The sequence below is a fragment of the Paenibacillus wynnii genome (assembly GCF_030812855.1).
In the GTDB taxonomy this organism is placed as follows: Bacteria; Bacillota; Bacilli; order Paenibacillales; family Paenibacillaceae; genus Paenibacillus_AQ; species Paenibacillus_AQ wynnii_A.
The window spans coordinates 112,403-130,844 of record NZ_JAUSTK010000003.1 but is presented as its reverse complement, the minus strand read 5'-3'; the positions used below and the strand labels follow the sequence as shown (position 1 = coordinate 130,844).

General features: G+C 43.7%; 18 protein-coding genes. 14 read left to right on the top strand and 4 right to left on the bottom strand.

Annotated elements, in window-relative coordinates; genetic code table 11:
* The first annotated feature begins 231 nt into the window (after positions 1 to 231).
* Together J2T20_RS04590 and thiI are read left to right on the top strand one after the other, a co-directional pair.
* Entirely contained in the window at positions 232 to 1,386 is a 1,155-nt protein-coding gene (locus J2T20_RS04590; protein ID WP_307586023.1) for a cysteine desulfurase family protein, read from the top strand.
* Complete coding sequence (gene thiI, locus J2T20_RS04585) at positions 1,383 to 2,672, top strand: tRNA uracil 4-sulfurtransferase ThiI (RefSeq protein ID WP_373457753.1); 1,290 nt, start codon at positions 1,383 to 1,385, stop codon at positions 2,670 to 2,672. Before J2T20_RS04590 ends, thiI begins: the two co-directional genes overlap by 4 nt.
* Here thiI and J2T20_RS04580 read toward each other — a convergent pair.
* Entirely contained in the window at positions 2,669 to 3,355 is a 687-nt protein-coding gene (locus J2T20_RS04580; protein WP_307586270.1) for a TerC family protein, read from the bottom strand. The two genes, thiI and J2T20_RS04580, sit on opposite strands and share 4 nt — an antisense overlap.
* A 197-nt stretch (positions 3,356 to 3,552) precedes the next feature.
* On the opposite strand from J2T20_RS04580, the gene J2T20_RS04575 reads away from it, so the two are divergent.
* The 6 genes from J2T20_RS04575 (at position 3,553) to J2T20_RS04550 (ending at position 9,029) form a co-directional block, all read left to right on the top strand.
* On the top strand, positions 3,553 to 4,212 hold the full coding sequence (locus J2T20_RS04575; protein WP_307586021.1) for a TerC family protein: 660 nt from the start codon (positions 3,553 to 3,555) through the stop codon (positions 4,210 to 4,212).
* Positions 4,213 to 4,385: 173 nt separating this feature from the next.
* On the top strand, positions 4,386 to 4,898 hold the full coding sequence (locus J2T20_RS04570; protein WP_307586019.1) for a hypothetical protein: 513 nt from the start codon (positions 4,386 to 4,388) through the stop codon (positions 4,896 to 4,898).
* Between the two features lie 185 nt (positions 4,899 to 5,083).
* Complete coding sequence (gene typA / locus J2T20_RS04565; RefSeq protein ID WP_307586017.1) at positions 5,084 to 6,928, top strand: translational GTPase TypA; 1,845 nt, start codon at positions 5,084 to 5,086, stop codon at positions 6,926 to 6,928.
* Between the two features lie 121 nt (positions 6,929 to 7,049).
* Positions 7,050 to 7,346, top strand: coding sequence for a YlaH-like family protein (locus J2T20_RS04560; RefSeq protein ID WP_307586015.1), 297 nt, complete (start codon positions 7,050 to 7,052; stop codon positions 7,344 to 7,346).
* A gap of 47 nt (positions 7,347 to 7,393) precedes the next feature.
* Positions 7,394 to 8,473 carry an LCP family protein gene (locus J2T20_RS04555; RefSeq protein WP_307586013.1) on the top strand — a complete coding sequence of 360 codons (1,080 nt, stop codon included), beginning with the start codon at positions 7,394 to 7,396 and terminating at the stop codon, positions 8,471 to 8,473.
* A gap of 103 nt (positions 8,474 to 8,576) precedes the next feature.
* On the top strand, positions 8,577 to 9,029 hold the full coding sequence (locus J2T20_RS04550; protein ID WP_307586011.1) for a pyridoxamine 5'-phosphate oxidase family protein: 453 nt from the start codon (positions 8,577 to 8,579) through the stop codon (positions 9,027 to 9,029).
* A gap of 40 nt (positions 9,030 to 9,069) precedes the next feature.
* Here J2T20_RS04550 and J2T20_RS04545 read toward each other — a convergent pair whose 3' ends face one another.
* On the bottom strand, positions 9,070 to 9,600 hold the full coding sequence (locus tag J2T20_RS04545; protein ID WP_307586009.1) for a YhcN/YlaJ family sporulation lipoprotein: 531 nt from the start codon (positions 9,598 to 9,600) through the stop codon (positions 9,070 to 9,072).
* Between the two features lie 104 nt (positions 9,601 to 9,704).
* Between J2T20_RS04545 and J2T20_RS04540 the strand changes: the two genes are divergently transcribed.
* Together J2T20_RS04540 and J2T20_RS04535 are read left to right on the top strand one after the other, a co-directional pair.
* Positions 9,705 to 11,036 carry a PhoH family protein gene (locus tag J2T20_RS04540; protein WP_307586008.1) on the top strand — a complete coding sequence of 444 codons (1,332 nt, stop codon included), beginning with the start codon at positions 9,705 to 9,707 and terminating at the stop codon, positions 11,034 to 11,036.
* Positions 11,037 to 11,196: 160 nt separating this feature from the next.
* Positions 11,197 to 12,453, top strand: a complete 1,257-nt coding sequence (locus tag J2T20_RS04535) for an extracellular solute-binding protein (RefSeq protein ID WP_307586006.1) — start codon at positions 11,197 to 11,199, stop codon at positions 12,451 to 12,453.
* A 20-nt stretch (positions 12,454 to 12,473) separates the two neighbouring features.
* Here the strand turns inward: J2T20_RS04535 and J2T20_RS04530 are convergent, their stop codons facing one another.
* Together J2T20_RS04530 and J2T20_RS04525 are read right to left on the bottom strand one after the other, a co-directional pair.
* On the bottom strand, positions 12,474 to 13,610 hold the full coding sequence (locus J2T20_RS04530) for a coiled-coil domain-containing protein (protein WP_307586004.1): 1,137 nt from the start codon (positions 13,608 to 13,610) through the stop codon (positions 12,474 to 12,476).
* Between the two features lie 183 nt (positions 13,611 to 13,793).
* Complete coding sequence (locus J2T20_RS04525) at positions 13,794 to 14,030, bottom strand: DUF2626 domain-containing protein (RefSeq protein ID WP_307586003.1); 237 nt, start codon at positions 14,028 to 14,030, stop codon at positions 13,794 to 13,796.
* Between the two features lie 343 nt (positions 14,031 to 14,373).
* Here J2T20_RS04525 and J2T20_RS04520 point away from each other — a divergent pair, with 343 nt between their 5' ends.
* From J2T20_RS04520 to J2T20_RS04505, 4 genes are all read left to right on the top strand, one after another.
* Complete coding sequence (locus J2T20_RS04520; RefSeq protein WP_307586001.1) at positions 14,374 to 15,024, top strand: RsfA family transcriptional regulator; 651 nt, start codon at positions 14,374 to 14,376, stop codon at positions 15,022 to 15,024.
* A gap of 123 nt (positions 15,025 to 15,147) precedes the next feature.
* Positions 15,148 to 16,122 (top strand): ketopantoate reductase family protein, encoded by a 975-nt coding sequence (locus tag J2T20_RS04515; RefSeq protein ID WP_307585999.1) that lies wholly within the window; start codon positions 15,148 to 15,150, stop codon positions 16,120 to 16,122.
* A 5-nt stretch (positions 16,123 to 16,127) separates the two neighbouring features.
* Positions 16,128 to 16,514: a DUF3397 domain-containing protein gene (locus tag J2T20_RS04510; protein ID WP_307585997.1), complete on the top strand. Its 387-nt coding sequence runs from the start codon at positions 16,128 to 16,130 to the stop codon at positions 16,512 to 16,514.
* 150 nt (positions 16,515 to 16,664) lie between these two features.
* Entirely contained in the window at positions 16,665 to 18,368 is a 1,704-nt protein-coding gene (locus J2T20_RS04505; RefSeq protein ID WP_307585995.1) for a peptide ABC transporter substrate-binding protein, read from the top strand.
* The last annotated feature ends 74 nt before the right edge of the window (positions 18,369 to 18,442 follow it).

The window sequence follows — 18,442 nt, the reverse complement described above, 5'->3', positions numbered from 1 at the left end:
TCTAGGGCCTTATTTTTATGGCTACAGAGAAGCCTGTTTGGTCCTTTTTGAAAATATTAAGAAAGTATAAGTTTTTCAGTATACTTTGCTTATATTTCCACGAGAAACGGATACCTGAAGGCGATACGGAGTATCGCTGCTTCGGAAGCATAGGCTCCCATTAGGACGGCAAAGCCGTTTCTTCTTGGGCCTTAGGCCAAGTACAGCTGTAAGCAAAGGAGATATTCATATATGCTTTATTGGGACTATGCCGCTGCTGCACCACCTTATGATGAGGTAATGCAGACGATGGAACAAATCATGAAGCTGCATTACGCCAATCCATCCTCTCTCCATCGTGCGGGGACAGAGGCTGGTAAATTAATTAGCCGAGCTCGTGAAGTATGCGCTGGGGTTCTTTCTGTGCGACCTGAGGAGATCTTTTTCACCTCCGGAGCAACGGAGTGCAATAACCTGGCTATCAAAGGTGCTGCCCTGCAGTATGCCGGGCGGGGACGCCATATTATAACTACGGAACTTGAACATCCCTCGGTGTATGAAAGCTGTTTACAACTGCAAAAAATGGGTTGGGAAATTACTTTTATACCACCAGATCATACTGGAATTATAGATCCATCACTACTTGCTGCAGCGCTTCGTCGAGATACAGTGCTGGTAAGCGTTATGCATGTGAATAACGAAATCGGTACTGTCCAGCCTCTTCAAGAAATAGGTCGAATTATTAAAGAGATCAATCCACGGACTCTATTTCATGTAGACGGTGTACAGGGCATCGGGACCTTTGTCAGCTCACTTCAGGAGTGGGGCGCTGATCTGTACAGCTTGTCACCGCATAAAATCCGCGGTCCGCGCGGTGTGGGCATACTGTATGTGAGACAAGGGATTACACTTTTTCCGTTATTAACAGGAGGATCTCATGAGGGTGGAGTTCGTGCGGGTACCGAAAACGTTGCGGCTATTGTGGCTTCCGCCAAAGCACTGCGGATGACAAATGAACGGAGAGAAGAGTATGTTGCCCGTATATTGCCTTTAAGAAACCATTTGCTGCAGTTTCTAAGAACTGTTCCGGAATTAACCGTTAACAGCAGTGACAATGGAGCTCCGCATATTGTTCATTTCTCTTATCCGGGAATGAAGGGTGAGGTTATGGCGCGTAAGTTGGAAGAGCTCGGAATGGTTGTCTCGACCCGTTCCGCTTGCTCATCCAAGCACTCAGAGCCGAGCCGGGTATTATTAGCAATGGGTAAAGATACAGCAACGGCCGAAGGTGGAATACGGATCAGCTTCGGTGATGTCCATACCCTTAAGGACGTTGAAGCATTGGAACAGGCAATATTGAGGGCAATCAAAGATTTAAAGCCAGCTGAAGGAGGCAGGAAGCAATGATGAAACCGATGGAATCCGCTGCATTTGCAGCTGCAGGAAATAGTGCCGATAATGCAGATTTGCTGCTTTTACGATTCGGAGAATTTATGTTAAAGGGTAAGAACCGTGCCCGCTTTGAGAAGAGAATACTGCGCCATGTGAAAGAAATGCTTATTCCATATCCCAAGGTCCAATTAACTAAGGATTTTGGTCGAATATATGTTGAACTGAATGGAGAGCCAGCAAAGGAATTGCTTGGAGCCTTAAAAAATGTATTCGGAATTGCATCCATAAGTCCGGTTAAAGTAGCGAAGTCAGAGTTAGAAGATATCCTTGCGGTCAGTGCACACTTTCTAGCTATTATTGCACCGGCACCGGGTACAACCTTTAAAGTGAATGTACGCCGGGTGTGGAAAGACTTTCCGCACGGCTCTTTGGAAATGAATAAGCTGGTTTCTACACCGCTGCTGCAGGGGTACTCCGGACTTATCGTTGATGTGAACACTCCACAGTTGGAACTAAGGGTAGAGATTCGTCAAGCACAAACTTATATCTTTTGCGAAAATATATCGGCTGTAGGTGGTTTTCCGCTCGGAACCAACGGGAAGGCGATGCTGCTTTTATCGGGAGGGATTGATAGTCCTGTTGCCGGCTGGTCCTCCATGCGTCGCGGATTGGAAGTAGAATGCATTCATTTCTACAGTTATCCTTATACAAGCGAGCTTGCCCGCCAAAAGGTCATCGATTTAACTCGGGTTCTATCCCAGTATGCAGGAGTTATCAAGCTGCATTTGGTGCCTTTTACGGAGGTGCAGACGTCTTTTACAGGTATTGGACAAGACAACCTTATCATTACGCTTATGCGCCGGGCAATGCTCCGAATTGCGACATCCTTGGCGGAGAAAGAAGAGGCTCTTGCACTTGTTACGGGAGAAAGTTTGGGACAGGTAGCTAGTCAGACATTGCCAAGCATGAATGTGATCGGGCGTGCCACACTTCTGCCTCTCCTGCGCCCATTGGTCATGATGGATAAAAGTGACATCGTTGAGCTGTCCAAAAAAATTGGCACCTATGATTTATCCATTCTGCCATACGAGGATTGCTGTACATTATTTGTACCAAAGTCACCCTCAACAAATCCCAATCTGCGGATAATAGATAAAATTGAAGCAACGCTTCCTAATTATTCATCCCTTTTATCAGCAGCTGTAGCCTTAACCGAAACGCTTGAAATCACACCTTATGGAAATGAACGTCCGGAATCAGAAGCCGGATCGGAAGAGAGAATGAAGGAAGAGTGGTTCTAGCATTGAGTGGTTCCGCTATTTGTTGTGTTCTGTTGTCCCTTCCGCCGCTTCCAATGCCCGGCAGCAAGGATAGCGGCGATTACCATCCCGATAAAAAGATAGTGTAGAACCGGATGCACCCGGAAAAAAAATTTTATTCCCGATTCTTCAGCAATCATACTGGAGGCCGTATAGCCTAATACAGCCGATCCAATATAAATAATCCATGGATATTTGTTAATCAGCTTGATGAATAGGGTGCTGCCCCATACAACAATGGGTACACTGATCAGAAGTCCTAATATAACCAAAGAAATGTTGTGCTTGGCTGCACCAGCAACTGCAATAACATTATCAAGTCCCATGGCAGCATCAGCCACAATGATTGTTCTTACCGCTGTCCACAAGCTTCCTTCCGAACGGATATCATTATGACTGCTATTATCAGTGAGCAGTTTATAAGCAATTACTATGAGCAGCAAGCCGCCGAGAAGCAGCAGCCAAGGGATCTTAAGCAGCCAAACCACAAGAATGGTAGCAATGATGCGTAGAACGACTGCGCCTGCCGTTCCGAGTAGAACTGCCTTTTTCTGCATATCCGCTTGCAGATTACGTGCAGCGAGACCTATAACAATAGCATTGTCTCCGGCCAAAATGAGATCCAGGAAGACAATGTTCAGCAATGACAATACAAACTCCCACATTGCAGTATTCACATGAGTCACTCCTATGGTTCGTGGTTGGTACAGATCCTAGTGAGCCTTCAAAAAAAGGTATAGTTTTGTATACGCTAAAAAAGGCGTTGACATGCTTCCCTATACTAAAAAAATGGACAGGAAGCATAGCTGTCCTCTTTCGGACATACATGTTAGTACATGTAGTTCGGGGGAGGTTATGGATAATGGATTCAGTGTGGCTGCTAGCTGAAATATTGATGGTAAATCTAGTCCTAAGCGGCGATAACGCTATGGTAATCGCACTTGCCAGCAAAAACCTTCCGGAGAAGCATCGTAAGACTGCGGTCTGGTGGGGAGCTGCCGGAGCGGTATTTCTTCGCTGCGTGCTTACATTTGCTGCAGTATTTCTGCTTAAAATTCCTTACATACAAGCAGGTGGAGGTTTACTGTTGTTATGGATATCTTTCAAGCTGCTGTTGGAGGAGGATGAAAATCTTCGTGTGGTTGAGGGTGGAACGATCTGGAGGGCCATTCGTACCATCTTGCTAGCGGATTTTATTATGAGCTTAGATAATGTTCTGGCGATTGCAGGGTTAGCCAAAGGGAATTTATCTCTGATTGTGATTGGGATTGCCTTAAGTATTCCTATTGTGGTCTGGGGCAGCGCCATTATCGTTAACTGGCTGCACCGTTTTCCGGTTCTCGTATTCATAGGAGCCTATATTCTGGCCTTTACTTCAGGGGAAATGCTGCTCCAGGATGCGAAGTTTGGTGCAATCATATCCTTATTACTTCCCACAATCCATACTATACTTCCAATTATACTTGGGGTGACCGTCGTTATAACAGGAGGCATCAAACAGCGCACTCGTGCAGCAAGATAAAGCTTAAAGGAAATTAGGGGGTGTCTCAATAGCCATGAAAATGGCTTCTGGGACACCTTTTTAGTTGTGTACGGGCAGCATTAGAGAATGATGGTGTTTTTTCAGGAATTCAGATAAAATATAAAGAGAATCCTGTCACATTAAAAGTTGAATTCTGAAGGGATGGGTGTGAGATGTCATCTAAAAATGATATAAAGATCGGATTGTTCATCGCCGCCGCTGGCATCGTAATATTATTCGGAAAGCTGGGAGTTTTCGGTTTCTTAGGACGCAACCTATGGCCACTTTTAGTTTTACTCCCGGGTCTGTTCCTGCATATGTTATTTTTCAGCCGCCGCGCTTCAGCGGGAGTACTCATACCTGCCGGGATTTTGACGGTATACGGTTTACTTTTTGGCCTCTGTAATACGTGGGGATGGGGATTAATGAAAAATTTATGGCCTATCCTGCTGCTGGGATTTGCGGTAGGCTTGTATGAATATTCGCTGCATACCTCGTCGCGTACAGCCGGACTGTCCGGTACTGCGATCATTCTGGGATTGCTTAGCCTAGTGCTGCTTATTTTCAGTTTGCTTGGAACCGGAGCGCTGTATCTGTTAGGTGCCATTCTGATTGCTGCAGGGGTTTGGCTTATAAGCGGAGTAGGCAAATCACGAAATCGGAAGAAATGGAACAGAGGTTGGTAAAATAAAAATAAGAATTTTAAATGTTTTTTTCATAAAAAGACTTGCTTTTCATGGTGCTTTCACTATAATATTAAGGATATTGAAGCGTCGGCTTTCCGCCAGGCGCTTCTTTTGTGAGATTGCCTAAACATGTTATAAATTTTAACATTTTTAATTTGATAAATGAGAGGATTTGGATACAAATCATGCATTCAAGAAAAGATATTCGCAATATTGCGATCATTGCCCACGTTGACCACGGCAAAACGACACTAGTCGATCAGCTTCTGCAACAATCGGGGATTTTCCAACAGCACGAAACTATGCAGGAACGCGCTATGGACTCCAACGATTTGGAGCGCGAGCGTGGTATTACCATCCTAGCTAAAAATACAGCCATTACCTATAAAGAGTTCTTGATCAACATTGTAGATACCCCAGGCCATGCTGACTTTGGTGGCGAGGTAGAACGTATTATGAAAATGGTTGACGGTGTACTATTGGTTGTTGATGCTTATGAAGGCTGCATGCCGCAAACGAAGTTCGTTCTGCGTAAAGCCCTTGAACAGCATCTGACACCTATCGTTGTCGTGAACAAGATTGACCGTCCGGCTGCCCGTCCGAAGGAAGTTATTGATGAAGTTCTAGATTTGTTTATCGAGCTTGAAGCTAGTGATGATCAGTTGGAATTCCCAGTTGTATACGCATCTGCCATCAATGGTACATCCAGTATGGACCCAGACAAGCAAGACGAAACCATGCTTGCTCTTTATGAGACCATTACTGAGCATATTCCAGCTCCGACTGAAAAAATCGAAGAACCCCTTCAGTTCCTTGTAACACTGATGGATTATAACGAGTATTTGGGTCGTATTGCTATTGGACGTGTTAACCGTGGTGTAATCAAGCAAGGGCAATCCGTTACTGTCATTATGCGTGACGGTAAGAGCAAGACAGCACGTATTGAGAAGCTGTTCGGCTTCCAAGGTTTGAAGCGTGTGGAAACAGAAGAAGCAGGCGCAGGTGATATCGTTGCTATTGCCGGCATTAAGGACATCAACATTGGTGAAACCATTGCCGATCCGCAAAATCCTGAAGCATTACCAGTTCTGAAGATTGACGAGCCAACCATGCAAATGACGTTCCTTGTCAATAACAGTCCTTTCGCTGGTAAAGAAGGTAAATGGGTAACTTCGCGTAAATTGCGTGAACGTCTGTTCAAAGAGCTTGAGACTGATGTCAGCTTGCGTGTAGACGAAACTGACAGCCCGGATGCATTTATCGTATCTGGACGCGGTGAGCTTCACCTGGGTATTCTGATTGAGAATATGCGTCGTGAAGGTTATGAAATGCAAGTATCTAAGCCTGAAGTTATCGTTAAGGAAATCGACGGAGCCAGAATGGAGCCACTTGAGCGTTTGATGATCGACGTTCCAGATGAAAGCATGGGCGCAGTTATGGAAAGCCTCGGAAGCCGCAAGGCTGAAATGGTTAACATGGTAAATACAGGTACGGGTCAAGTTCGTCTGGAATTCCTGATTCCAGCACGTGGTTTGATCGGTTACAATACACACTTCCTGACATTGACACGCGGTTACGGCGTTATGAACCATGCCTTTGACAGTTATGCTCCATTGGTTAGCGGTCAAGTTGGCGGACGTCATCAAGGCGTTCTCGTATCCAGTGAAACTGGAACTACAACTCATTATGGAATGATGGGTGTTGAAGACCGCGGTATTCTCTTCCTGGAGCCAGGAACAGATATCTACGAAGGTATGATTGTGGGTGAACATACCCGTGATAACGACATTATCGTTAACATTTGTAGAGAAAAGCAGCTTACTAACGTGCGTTCTGCTACGAAGGACGAGACTGTAAAAATGAAGACGCCACGTATGTTCTCTCTGGAACAAGCGTTGGAATATTTGAATGATGATGAGTATTGTGAAATCACACCTAAAACCGTTCGTCTGCGCAAAAAGATTTTGAATAAGAGCGAACGTGAGCGTGTGGAAAAACAACGCAAAACGGCGGCACAAGCCAACTCGTAATACAAGGTATAACTACAATCAGCCGCCGGAATTATTCCGGCGGCTGATTTTTTAAATATTGGAATACGTCTATATGATATAATGTAATCATTATTATATACACAGAAGGAGTGACTGAGCTATGCAGGCCTGGTTTGCTGCGCATCCGATTATTGCCTATATTGTTATATTTGTATTGCTTACTTATGTGTATAACCGCGTATTTCGAGTTAATCAAAAACTGCCTATTGGCAAAGAAATTGTGCTATATATTATGATGGCCGTAGGCTCTGGCATGCTTCTGATTTTCCAGCATGATAAGTTGCCGATAATCCAGTGTCTATTAGTCGCAGTCGGTCTGATGCTTCTTGTGCGGGTGCGTTATTTTGTGGAAGCCAGACAGAAGAGAAAAGCCGCCGCATTAGCTAAAAGACAATAATACGCAGCTCTTACATTCCAAATGAAATGAAAAGGACTTATTCCATTATGAGTACACGCAATACAAGCTTGCCACCTAGGAATGGACAACAAAGAAACAATAGGCAGCAGCTACCAAAATCTGTTCCTAAAAAGTCTAAAGGAAAGAAAAAGAAAGGCTTCTTCGCCAGACTGGGAAGAGCCATCCTCATATTCTTTATTATTGCAGTTCTAGCAGTGGCCGGATACTTTACTTACTTGTACATGAAGCTCGATCAAGGCGTATTGGATACCGGTGTTAACAAGCCGGTGGCTCCTGAGCAATCAGCCAAGGTCAAACCTCTAACCATGCTTCTTTTGGGTACGGATAACAGACCTAAGCACGCATCTTCCCTAACAGATGTCATTATGGTTGTTACGCTTAATCCGGTAACCAAATCCGCTACCATCGTTTCACTTCCGCGTGATACGTATGTAGAACTGAACGGATATAAGAAGGATAAAATTAATGCCTACTATTCGCGCTTCAAGAAAAGAGAGAAAACCTCCGGTCTTTCGGCGGAAGATGAGATGAAGACAATGATGGGCAAGTATTTGGACATTAAAGTGGATTATGTAACCATTCTGGATTTCCAGGCCTTCCGTGAAGTGGTAGATGCGTTAAAAGGAGTTAATGTAAACATCAGTGACGACATGTGTTATACGGATAGCGTAGACGGGACGGATATCAATTTGAAAAAAGGGCCGGCAAAGCTGAATGGTGATAAAGCGCTTGACTATGTCCGGTACCGTAAATCCAATTGTGAGCCTAAAACCAAAGGATCAGATGATTTTGAACGCAATAAGCGCCAAAGCGAGGTTCTGCATTCCATGATTGACAAAATGCAGTCTATTGGCGGTGTAGTGAAGATCGGTCGTGTTCTGGATGCTGTCGATAACAATATGAAGACCGATATTGAGCGGGATCAGTTTAAGGATATGATTGCCCAGTATTACAAAATCTCCAAGAATGACGTGGAGTTTAAGCCCGTCACTGGAACATGGCGCAGTCCCTATGTATATATTAACGAAGAAGAGCTTGATGCCGCCAAACAAAGTCTTCAGGACCGACTGACTGAAATATCCCCGGCAACCTCAGACAGTCCATGATTGATAGGGCGCATTTCTGATAAAATTGAATGCAAGTTTCAACCTATGTTATAATACAATTAATTAATTGAATGCATTCATGTCGCATAGGGGGTCAGCTGCTATGTCCGAATCCGTTGCTTTACTTAATGAATCGCTCTTGACGATGCTCCAATCGGAAACCTTTGTCCTCTTGAACACGGTTGATGCGGAAACTGGAGGCCCTACGTCCACTGCGATCTCGTGGATTTACGCGGTGAGCCCATCCATTATTCGTCTTGCAGTTGATCATCGCTCCAGACTTGTTAATAATATGAAAGTTAACCAGCTTGTAACTATTACTGTATTTGGTGAAGGCACAGTGCATGCTATCAATGGGCATGCTATGGTTAAACAGGATCCGCTTATGGATGTGCCTTTCAAGATGTGCTGTTTTGATGTTGAAATTGAAGCGGTGCGTAACGCACTTTTTTATGGAGCGCAGTTGGACTCTGCTCCTCGATATGCTAAGGTATACGATCAGCGAGCGGCAGACAAGCTCGATGGTCAAGTGTTTGCTGCCATGAAAAAAGCCTAGTGAGTTCTCACTGGGCTTTTTTTGACCAAAAGAAATTGATTTATTGATCTCCTTGAGGTTTGGTATCCTCTGGGAGCTGGGGAAGAATCCGGCCGATAATATCAGCCATCTCAGCAGCGAAGCCCGAGACAGGATGTCCCTGGCCCACATGGCGGCTCAGCTCGGCCAGTCTGTTCGACAGATCCATATCAGAAGTAACAAGTGCGTTCAGGCCTGCGGGGTCCTTCCGGAGCGCCTCAGCCACCGAGTATTTGATGGTACCGACTCGGGAACGCGGCAGATTGCCGTCTACATCGATCCCGACTATGGCGGTATTTCCCATTACGACGCAATGAGCGCCGTTAACCCCCGGAACTCTTATTGCCAGTTGTTCCAAATGATCTTTGGTGGCAATATCGCTGTTGTCGTTCGCTGGAGTCGCACCATCATTCGTGAGCTGCCTAATATCACTATCCCCGTTGTTGTTATTTGCAGATTGTTGATTCTGAGGAGAGGGTGATGACTCTTTATTAACGATACCGCAGCTTGTCAGCAGCAGCAGTACCAGCAATAGACACATTGGTTTTCTCATATGTGCTTACTCCTTTCTGCCAAGATCAGTAGTGAATTTATCTTTGCCCAGGGTGGAAAGAGTTATGTATGATCAATCAAACCAGGCGCTGTGGAGGGGATAACATGAAAAAAATCTTTGTTCTAGACACCAACGTGCTTCTGCACGACCCCAATTCAATTTTTGCTTTCAAGGAGAACGAGGTAATCATTCCTGCGATTGTGCTGGAAGAAATCGACTCCAAGAAACGTAATGCTGATGAAATTGGTCGCAACGCCCGTACTGTGTCGCGTCTGCTTGATGGTCTCCGTGAAAAGGGCCACCTGCATAGTGGGGTTGAACTTGAACACGGAGGAAAGCTGAAGGTAGAACTCAACCATCGCAGTTTTTTAAAGGTACAGGAAATGTTCGGTGAGGTGTCTAACGATAACCGGATTTTAGCTGTAGCTCTTAATTATCTGAATGAGGAGAAAGAAAAACCTGATCCGCGCCCTGTGGTGCTTGTAAGTAAAGATGTACTGGTCCGGATTAAGGCGGATGTTCTTGGCATTACCCCGGAGGATTTCCTGTCTGACCGGACAGGGGATCTGAATGAGCTGTATGCAGGCTATCAGACGCTTATGGTTCATCCTTCATTAATTGATGAATACTATAGCAACCGCTCCTTAACTGTCAAACAGTTGGGATTGTCGTACTCCCTGTATCCTCATGAATTTATTATTCTAAAAGATGAAATAGGCAGTACAAAATCAGCTCTTCTCAAAGTGAACAGTGACGCCTCCCGCTTGGAGCCACTATTCTTGGGGAACGATGCTGTATGGGGAATTAGTGCCCGCAACGCCCAGCAACGGATGGCTCTGGAGCTGCTACTCAATGATGATATCCCGCTGGTGACTATCACTGGCAAGGCTGGAACAGGTAAAACTCTACTTGCTTTGGCCGCCGGCTTGTTCAAGGTGGAGGATGCACATAAATATAAGAAACTGCTTATTGCCCGGCCGGTAGTGCCGATGGGTAAGGATATCGGTTATCTGCCAGGGGAGAAAGATGAGAAACTCCGGCCTTGGATGCAGCCGATCTACGATAATCTTGAATTTTTATTCGACACCAAAAAAGCCGGTGATATCGATAAAATATTAATGGGTTTAGGCAGTATTCAGGTAGAGGCGCTTACTTATATTCGTGGCCGTTCGATACCGGCGCAGTTCATAATTATTGACGAAGCGCAAAATCTATCGCGCCACGAGGTGAAAACTATCGTCTCCAGAGCAGGAGAAGGCAGTAAAGTAATCCTTATGGGTGATCCGGAGCAAATTGACCATCCTTATCTGGATGCAGCCAGCAACGGGCTAAGTTACATTGTTGAGAAGTTCAAACAGCAAGGTATTAGTGGACATATCACGCTGGAGAAAGGCGAGCGTTCGCACCTGGCTCAATTGGCCGCAGATCTGTTATAGGAGATCATTTTAATAGCATTATATATTACAAAAGCAGCAAGTCCCCATTTCATTGGAGGCTTGCTGCTTATATTTTAATTGACTATATTTTAGAAAAACAGCGTTTTCAATGGGTGCAGACAAATAGAGGAAAGATTGGTAGAATAGGTAGATAACTTTGGTGAAGAGGGAGGGGAAGGTACTGAAGCGTAAAAATTATTGGCTATTATTTGCAATATTACTGCTTTCATTGACTAGTCTCTCTCCCAGCCTGGAACTGAATACCAATGAAGGATATCATCCTAAAAGTAAACCTCAAGATCAGTCCACACAACCTTCTTCCGGAGAAGAGGGGGATTTGGGGAGGCTTCATATTACCGTATCCCTGAGTGAGGAAGAATTTCGTGAACTGGAGCTGATTAGTGAACGATACGCGTTGTCCAGCGGTGTCGCGGTTGACCTGAAGAATGTAGCTGCTGAACAGGCGGAGCAGACGCTGCTCAGTGATTTAACTATTGGAGACAGCCCGGATATTATCATGACTGAGGGCAGGAACATTTTGGATTTGGCAACTCAAGGATTCTTACTTCCTGTTGATGTATATCAGAGCGCCCCGGGGAGCACACCCCTTACCTCATTAATTCCGTTGTATCAATGGAACGGCTATGACTGGGGAGTACCTCTTGATATTGATCCCTACGTTCTTGTATATGATCCACAAAGACTTGGTGAGTTTGGAATGGATAAGCTACCGAGGAGTTTGGAGGAATGGAACATTCTGCTGCAGAATGTCCGTAAAGTAAAAGGGGCCAGTTTATTATCAATGGATACCCGCAATCCTTACGGGTATTCGGCCTTATTGGAGAGTATGGGCAGTGATTTGCTCTCCGAGGATTCGGCTCCAATAGAATGGACTCAAAATGCACGGAGCTATTTCTATTTAACCAGCCAGTATAATACAAAAGTATGGGATATGCTTCAGGACGGCAGTATAGCCATTGCCATTATGCCATTATCGGAGTGGCAACTTCATGGAAATTCAACATTAACAGCAGAAGCACCGCTGACTAAAAGCAACAGCAGAGGTCTTGGCGCGATCTCTAGCCGTTGTTTTGCACTTTCGGCACAAACCCTTTACCCCGAGGAAGCCGTCAGTTGGTTATCATATATCACTTCAAGATCTGCTCAGTTGGAATGGGCGGAGTATACCGGACGTTTACCGGCACTGGATGAGTTATACCGATTAGGACTCGGTACAATAAACTTGCCTTTCGAGACCTATATCCTTCTAAGTGAGGATTCTACCCCTGATCATAGAAACGAGAGCAACTGGGGGAAGGCGGCCGCAGCGGTAACCTCATTCCTCACAAGTAAGATTGATGCCACCGCTTATAAGGAGTCGATAAGCACGCCTCAACCCGAAGCTCAGGAACCTTAAGCTGTATCAGGGATCATGAATTAGAATTTTAAAGTGAGTGTGACATGAAGAACGCCTTTCTTGCTTTCCACTTCGGTAGCATGAAGGAAGGAAATCACCTTTTCCGGATAAAAACCGAGATCAAACTCCTCTTCCAGTGATTTTCGTGTCGTATCCGGAAGCTTCAGACCATTAAATATAATATCATCGACATGAAACATCAGACCGCTTTCGGGCGGTGCCAATAGAGTATAATGCCCTTTTAATTGGAGCGATAAATTGCCGCTTTTTCCGGCAGCGGTTACGGCACCTTCATCGAAGTGAAACGCGAAATCCTCAAAAAGCTTATTTTGGGAGTGTAAGAACTCATTTAAGTCTTCTTCCTTCAGTTTCAGGTTATAAGTCATTCCTCGCCTCTCCAGCACTCCTTCGCGGTTTTGGACAAATTGTGGTAGATTCTTCATCGCTGCCGACAATGCCTTGAAATAGGTTTTGACTTCATGAAGCCCGATATTTTCCCAATATTGCGTAAACTCCTCTAGTAATGCGCTCATTTTTATGGGATCTGTACTCGCTCCTAACCCGCTTTCAATCTCCTTGTTAAGAGTTTCTACTCTAATCTTCTGTTCTTCCAAGCTGTACTTGAGCTCCGTTAATTCCCTGGAACTTCGTTCTGCCGATTGAATCGTTGACTGCAAATCCTTAAATTGATCTTCATATTGCTCCAAAATCTCATGGTCCCGTCCAATAGTCAGTTCATAATAATCAAATAGCATAAAAAATTTACTTAAGCTCTTAGCCGATAGAAAGGCCGCCAGTAGCCCGTCTCTGTCCCCTGTATAATAAGAACGCACGATAGCGCCTGCACGTTCCTCTTGGGTGGCAATCGCAGTTTTCTTTTCAGTAGCTTGTTTATTCAAAAGGGCTACCTTTTTCTCCAAAGAGATTTGGTCTGCGCTAATACGGATAATTTCCCGGTCTATTTCAGACACGGACAATGTTTTTTGAAGGAGATCGCGAGTTTCTTCATTATCCGGCATATCGAGAGAAAGAGTAGGGGGAACAGAATCGCCGGGATTAGAAGCTAGAATAACTGCACCATGAGGCAGCAGTGTTATGCAGCATAACGCTACAAATATGGCCGCAATCATGCGACTTAGAGAACAACGGGATAGCACCACACCACCACCTTGTTAAGTTATAAGATTTAGGAAACGGGATAAGTCGTATCTTTCATAATATGATCGTGCCCCCTAAAATATCATAACCCCTTTCAAGCTTTTGACCTACAAAAAAAATGCAAAAAAAGGGCGATCCCCCTTATGAGAAGGAACAGCCCCCGTTTGATGAAAGAATAATGTTTATAGTGGAAGACCCATCTGGAAAATTGTCCAATAGCTGAAGCCTGTAAAGGTTACAATCATGTACCCCCAAAATAAAAGGATATAAATCCTTTCTGTAAATTTCATATAACCGAGAATTACGAAAAATGCAGTTTGTAAAAAGAAAAGCAGAGCCATCTCCGTCAAATCTCCTGCAAATGCCATCAGCCCGATAGCAAGAGTGAAAAAGCCCAGTACTCGAAACATGCGGTCCACTTGTGAGTCCCCCCTTCAGTATGTATCTGACGAACAATCCTTTATTTAATTATACCCGCTTCACAAATGTGTGTAAACGAATTCAAACAAAAAAAAGAGCGAAATTCATAAAAATGTGATAAATGCATTTGACACCGATAAATTAAGTGTAATTTGAGAATTTATAACTACCTGTGTATGATCAGCACATAAAATGGAAATACAATTTAGTATCAAATAGATTCTATGAACTCTATTAGAGGCATAGGAATGGAGTAAGCAGCTTTTATCCCTATTCACAATCCGGCAGAGCTGCCGGTTATGAAGATGGTTATTTTATGATGTTGTTAGGAGGTTAGGTTGGATGACAGCCGTTAGACAGGATGCATGGAGTGTGGAAGACGATCTAATATTAGCGGAAGTAACCCTACGCCACATTCGGGAAGGGAGTACGCAGCTTGCCGCTTTTGAAGAGGTAGGCGAAAAAATCGGCAGAACCTCGGCAGCATGCGGGTTTCGCTGGAATAGCTGCGTCCGCAAAAGCTATGAAGATGCTATTGGAATCGCAAAAGGTCAACGCCAGAAACGAAGTTATTTGAAAAAACAACCGAGTGTAAGAGGAGCTCAAGTAGCGGCTCTTATGATCGGGGAAATTGAAGAGGGATACGGGCGAAGTGAAGGATTAAATGAGAATACGCTTTCTATTGATGCCGTTATTCGTTTCCTCAGACAATGGAAGGGCACTTTTCACGAGGCGGGCCGGCAGTTGAAAATGCTGGAAAGAGACTTGCGGGACAAGGAAGATGAACTGACAGATCTACGGTTAGAGAATGAGCGTTTATCCAAGGAAATCAATCTTGCCCAAAGTGATTATCGTGTAGTTAATGATGATTACAAAGCCTTAATACAAATTATGGACCGCGCACGTAGATTAGCTTTTTTGAACGAGGAAGAAGATGAAATGAAGACACGCTTCAAAATGGATGCTAACGGAAATCTAGAGCGTATCGAATGAATCTTTAATTTTATGTATAATCCCGCAGGTAGCCTGGCTATCTGCGGGATTTTTTGTTTTTGCTTTTGCAAGAGCCATAGGGATATACTGTAAGCAAATTGTAGGTAACGGTGGGTGGAATACATGAGAATTGATCTAATTGGTGCGGGTTCACTAGGCTTGCTGCTGGGTGGAAAACTAGCCTCGACCGGGAATGATGAAATCAGATTATGGTGCAGAGGTGAACAACAAGCCCAGGAACTGAAAAGGAAGGGTATAACCGTAAGTTATGAAGATGATCGTGAATCACTTTGGATTCCGGGTGATCGGCTGGATGCATTAGCAACAACAGGATTTGTACATGAATATCTCCAGAGTCCCTCAGACTGGATCATTCTTATGGTAAAACAAAACGTATTGCATACGGAGCTAGTTAAGCTTTTGGCGCCACTGCATAATTATAAACCTCATATTTTATGTTTCCAGAATGGAAGCGGACATATGGAGATGTTGCAGGAATTGCTGCCTGAGGCACATTTATATGCTGCCGTAACGACCGAAGCTGCTAAGGTTAAATCGAAGAGAGAAGTAATTCATGCGGGTACCGGGGAGACATGGGTGGGTTTATGGCATCAATCCAAAATCAAAAAAAGACCTGTAAATGATCAACCTGAAGCAATTAGTTTACTTACCCGTTTAAATTCAGCAGGATTCTTATCCCATTTGTCGAATGAAGTGGAATCCAAGATTTACCGAAAGCTCTTGATTAACGCTATTATTAATCCTCTCACTGCTATATGGCGTATTCCTAACGGCGAACTGCTTTCTTCATCTTCTCGGATGCAGTTAATGAGGGAACTCTATGAGGAAGCAATTACCGTTTTTGACGCTGTTGGAATCGACTATGATGCCAATGCTTGGGAGAATGTAATTCAGGTCTGTCAGGCTACTGCTGGAAATACTTCTTCAATGCTTGCGGATGTTCTTGCAGGTAGAGCAACGGAAATCAGATGGATAAATGGTAATATTTTAGATATGGCGGATCGGTCAGGTGTAGCTGTTCCAGCTCATCGCTGGATTTGCAGAGTGGTGGAAGGCATGAACGTGGAGAAGGGGTGAAGCTATTGGAATTACTGCAAAATTCGGTTATAACTCTAAGTGTTATTCCGTTTATTCCTTTTTTACTCGTATATTTTATAAGTATCGCCCTAAAAAAGGATAAGAAGAAATCATTTTTACTTGCAATGGATGTAACTACGCTTTTTTTACTACTATCAGTATCTGCTTTATTTAATATTATTTTCCAAAACAACTTTGGATTCTATTTATTCTTACTTATTATCTTAATTGCGGCAGGTTTGATCGGTGGAGCACAGAACCGTTTGAAGGGAAAGGTGGATGGAAAACGCTTGTTCCGCGCCGTTTGGAGACTCAGTTTTTTGTTAATGAGCATCGGTTATTTAGTGTTTATGTTCGTCGGATTGATCCAGTACATATCACAGGTCGTGTAATGTTCCATTGCTTCGGTGAAGCGTCAATGTCACAAAATTTTAAAGAATTAAAAAAATATCGTTTTCAGAAAACATTCCTCTAGATTTTTTTGACCACTGGTTGTATAATCAGAAACCATATACCACATTCTATTTAGGGGGAACTGCTAGATGAAGAAGAGTAAAAGTTTATTGCTCATAATTGCACTAGTTCTTGTTATCGGCACAGTGCTTGCAGGCTGCGGAAATAACACAAACAGCGCAAACAATGGCAACAATGGTAACACAGCAAACACTGGCAACACCGCTGGGGATGAAAAACTGGCAGCTGACCAGACGCTTAGACTTAATATGACAGCTGACGTTCCAACGTTTGACCCAGGTCAAGCTCAAGACAGCCAGGCCCACGTTGCGTTGAAACTTATGTATGAAGGTTTGGTGCGTGTAGACAAAGATGGTAAAGAAGCTCCTGGTGTAGCAGAAAAATGGGAAGTTTCTGCAGATGGTTTGGTATACACCTTCCACTTGCGTGACAGCCAATGGAGTAACGGCGATCCTGTAACTGCAAATGACTTTGTGTTTGCATGGAAAAGAGTTCTTGATCCTGCAACAGTTCCAGCGCCACCTTATGCACAACAACTTTACTACTTGAAAAATGCTGAGCAATTTAACAAAGGCGAAATTAAAGATTTCTCCGAAGTAGGCGTTAAAGCACAAGACGACCATACTTTGGTAGTTACTCTTAAAAACCCTACAGCATATTTCTTGAACCTTATGGATTTTTACACTTTCTATCCAGTTCACAAATCAGTTGAAGGCAATGATAAATGGGCAACTGATACAAAAACGATGATTACAAATGGTCCTTTTAATCTGACAAGCTGGATTACTGGACAATCTTTAGAATATACAAAGAATGATACGTATTGGGATAAAGACAATATTAAGTTGACTAAGATTACCTCTACTATCGTTAATGAAGCATCAACAGAAGTACTTAGTTATAAGAATGGTGAGATTGATCGTGCCGGTGCACCAAATGGCGATATTCCACCAGACCAAGTTCCAGTACTAAAAACAGAACTGCCTGACGATTTCACTTTGAAACCAGTAGCAAGTATCTACTACTACGAGTTCAATACATTAGTAGAACCGTTTGACAACGCAAATATTCGTAAAGCATTCGCAATGTCAATTAGCCGTCAAGATATCGTTGACAAGGTAACATTGGCTTCGCAAACTCCTGCTTTTGGTTACATTCCACCAGGCATTAAAGGTTCGACAGATGCAGGTGACTATCGTTCTGAATATAAAGATGATTATTTTACAGAAGACTATGCTGAAGCTAAGAAACTCTTGGAACTCGGCATGAAAGAAAAAGGCTACACTACATTACCACCTGTTACCCTGATCTACAACACAAGCGAAGGTCATAAGAAAATAGCTCTAGCTATTGCTGACATGTGGAAAAACAATCTTGGTGTTGAAGTGAAAACTGAGAACCAAGAGTGGGGAGTGTTCATTGAGAATCGCCAAAATGGTGACTACCAAGTAGCACGTGCTGGATGGAACCCAGATTATAACGATCCAATGACATTCATGGATATGTGGAAAAAAGGCAATGGTAACAATGATATTAAACTCGACAATCCGGAGTATGACAAATTACTAGACGAAGCTTTTAGCGAAGTAGACAATGCTAAACGTATGGCTAACTTCCGTAAAGCTGAAGAAATTCTGGTAAAAGATCAAATGGGCATCATGCCTATCTACTACTACACTAACGTTTCTCTTGTGAAGCCTTACCTTAAAGGTGTAAGCGTAGGATACGACGGTGCTGTAGACTATTCCAAAGTATATTTGTTGGAGCACTAAACTAAGATAAGATTGTATCATGATGTGCAACACACTTAGGCACATATCATATAATCTAGGGATATATATGTGGT

Coding starts and splice junctions, on each gene's coding strand:
- J2T20_RS04590 (WP_307586023.1), top strand. CDS start 232: ATGCTTTATTGGGACTATGCCGCTGCTGCACCACCTTATGATGAGGTA.
- thiI (WP_373457753.1), top strand. CDS start 1,383: ATGATGAAACCGATGGAATCCGCTGCATTTGCAGCTGCAGGAAATAGT.
- J2T20_RS04580 (WP_307586270.1), bottom strand. CDS start 3,355: ATGTGGGAGTTTGTATTGTCATTGCTGAACATTGTCTTCCTGGATCTC.
- J2T20_RS04575 (WP_307586021.1), top strand. CDS start 3,553: ATGGATTCAGTGTGGCTGCTAGCTGAAATATTGATGGTAAATCTAGTC.
- J2T20_RS04570 (WP_307586019.1), top strand. CDS start 4,386: ATGTCATCTAAAAATGATATAAAGATCGGATTGTTCATCGCCGCCGCT.
- typA (WP_307586017.1), top strand. CDS start 5,084: ATGCATTCAAGAAAAGATATTCGCAATATTGCGATCATTGCCCACGTT.
- J2T20_RS04560 (WP_307586015.1), top strand. CDS start 7,050: ATGCAGGCCTGGTTTGCTGCGCATCCGATTATTGCCTATATTGTTATA.
- J2T20_RS04555 (WP_307586013.1), top strand. CDS start 7,394: ATGAGTACACGCAATACAAGCTTGCCACCTAGGAATGGACAACAAAGA.
- J2T20_RS04550 (WP_307586011.1), top strand. CDS start 8,577: ATGTCCGAATCCGTTGCTTTACTTAATGAATCGCTCTTGACGATGCTC.
- J2T20_RS04545 (WP_307586009.1), bottom strand. CDS start 9,600: ATGAGAAAACCAATGTGTCTATTGCTGGTACTGCTGCTGCTGACAAGC.
- J2T20_RS04540 (WP_307586008.1), top strand. CDS start 9,705: ATGAAAAAAATCTTTGTTCTAGACACCAACGTGCTTCTGCACGACCCC.
- J2T20_RS04520 (WP_307586001.1), top strand. CDS start 14,374: ATGACAGCCGTTAGACAGGATGCATGGAGTGTGGAAGACGATCTAATA.
- J2T20_RS04515 (WP_307585999.1), top strand. CDS start 15,148: ATGAGAATTGATCTAATTGGTGCGGGTTCACTAGGCTTGCTGCTGGGT.
- J2T20_RS04505 (WP_307585995.1), top strand. CDS start 16,665: ATGAAGAAGAGTAAAAGTTTATTGCTCATAATTGCACTAGTTCTTGTT.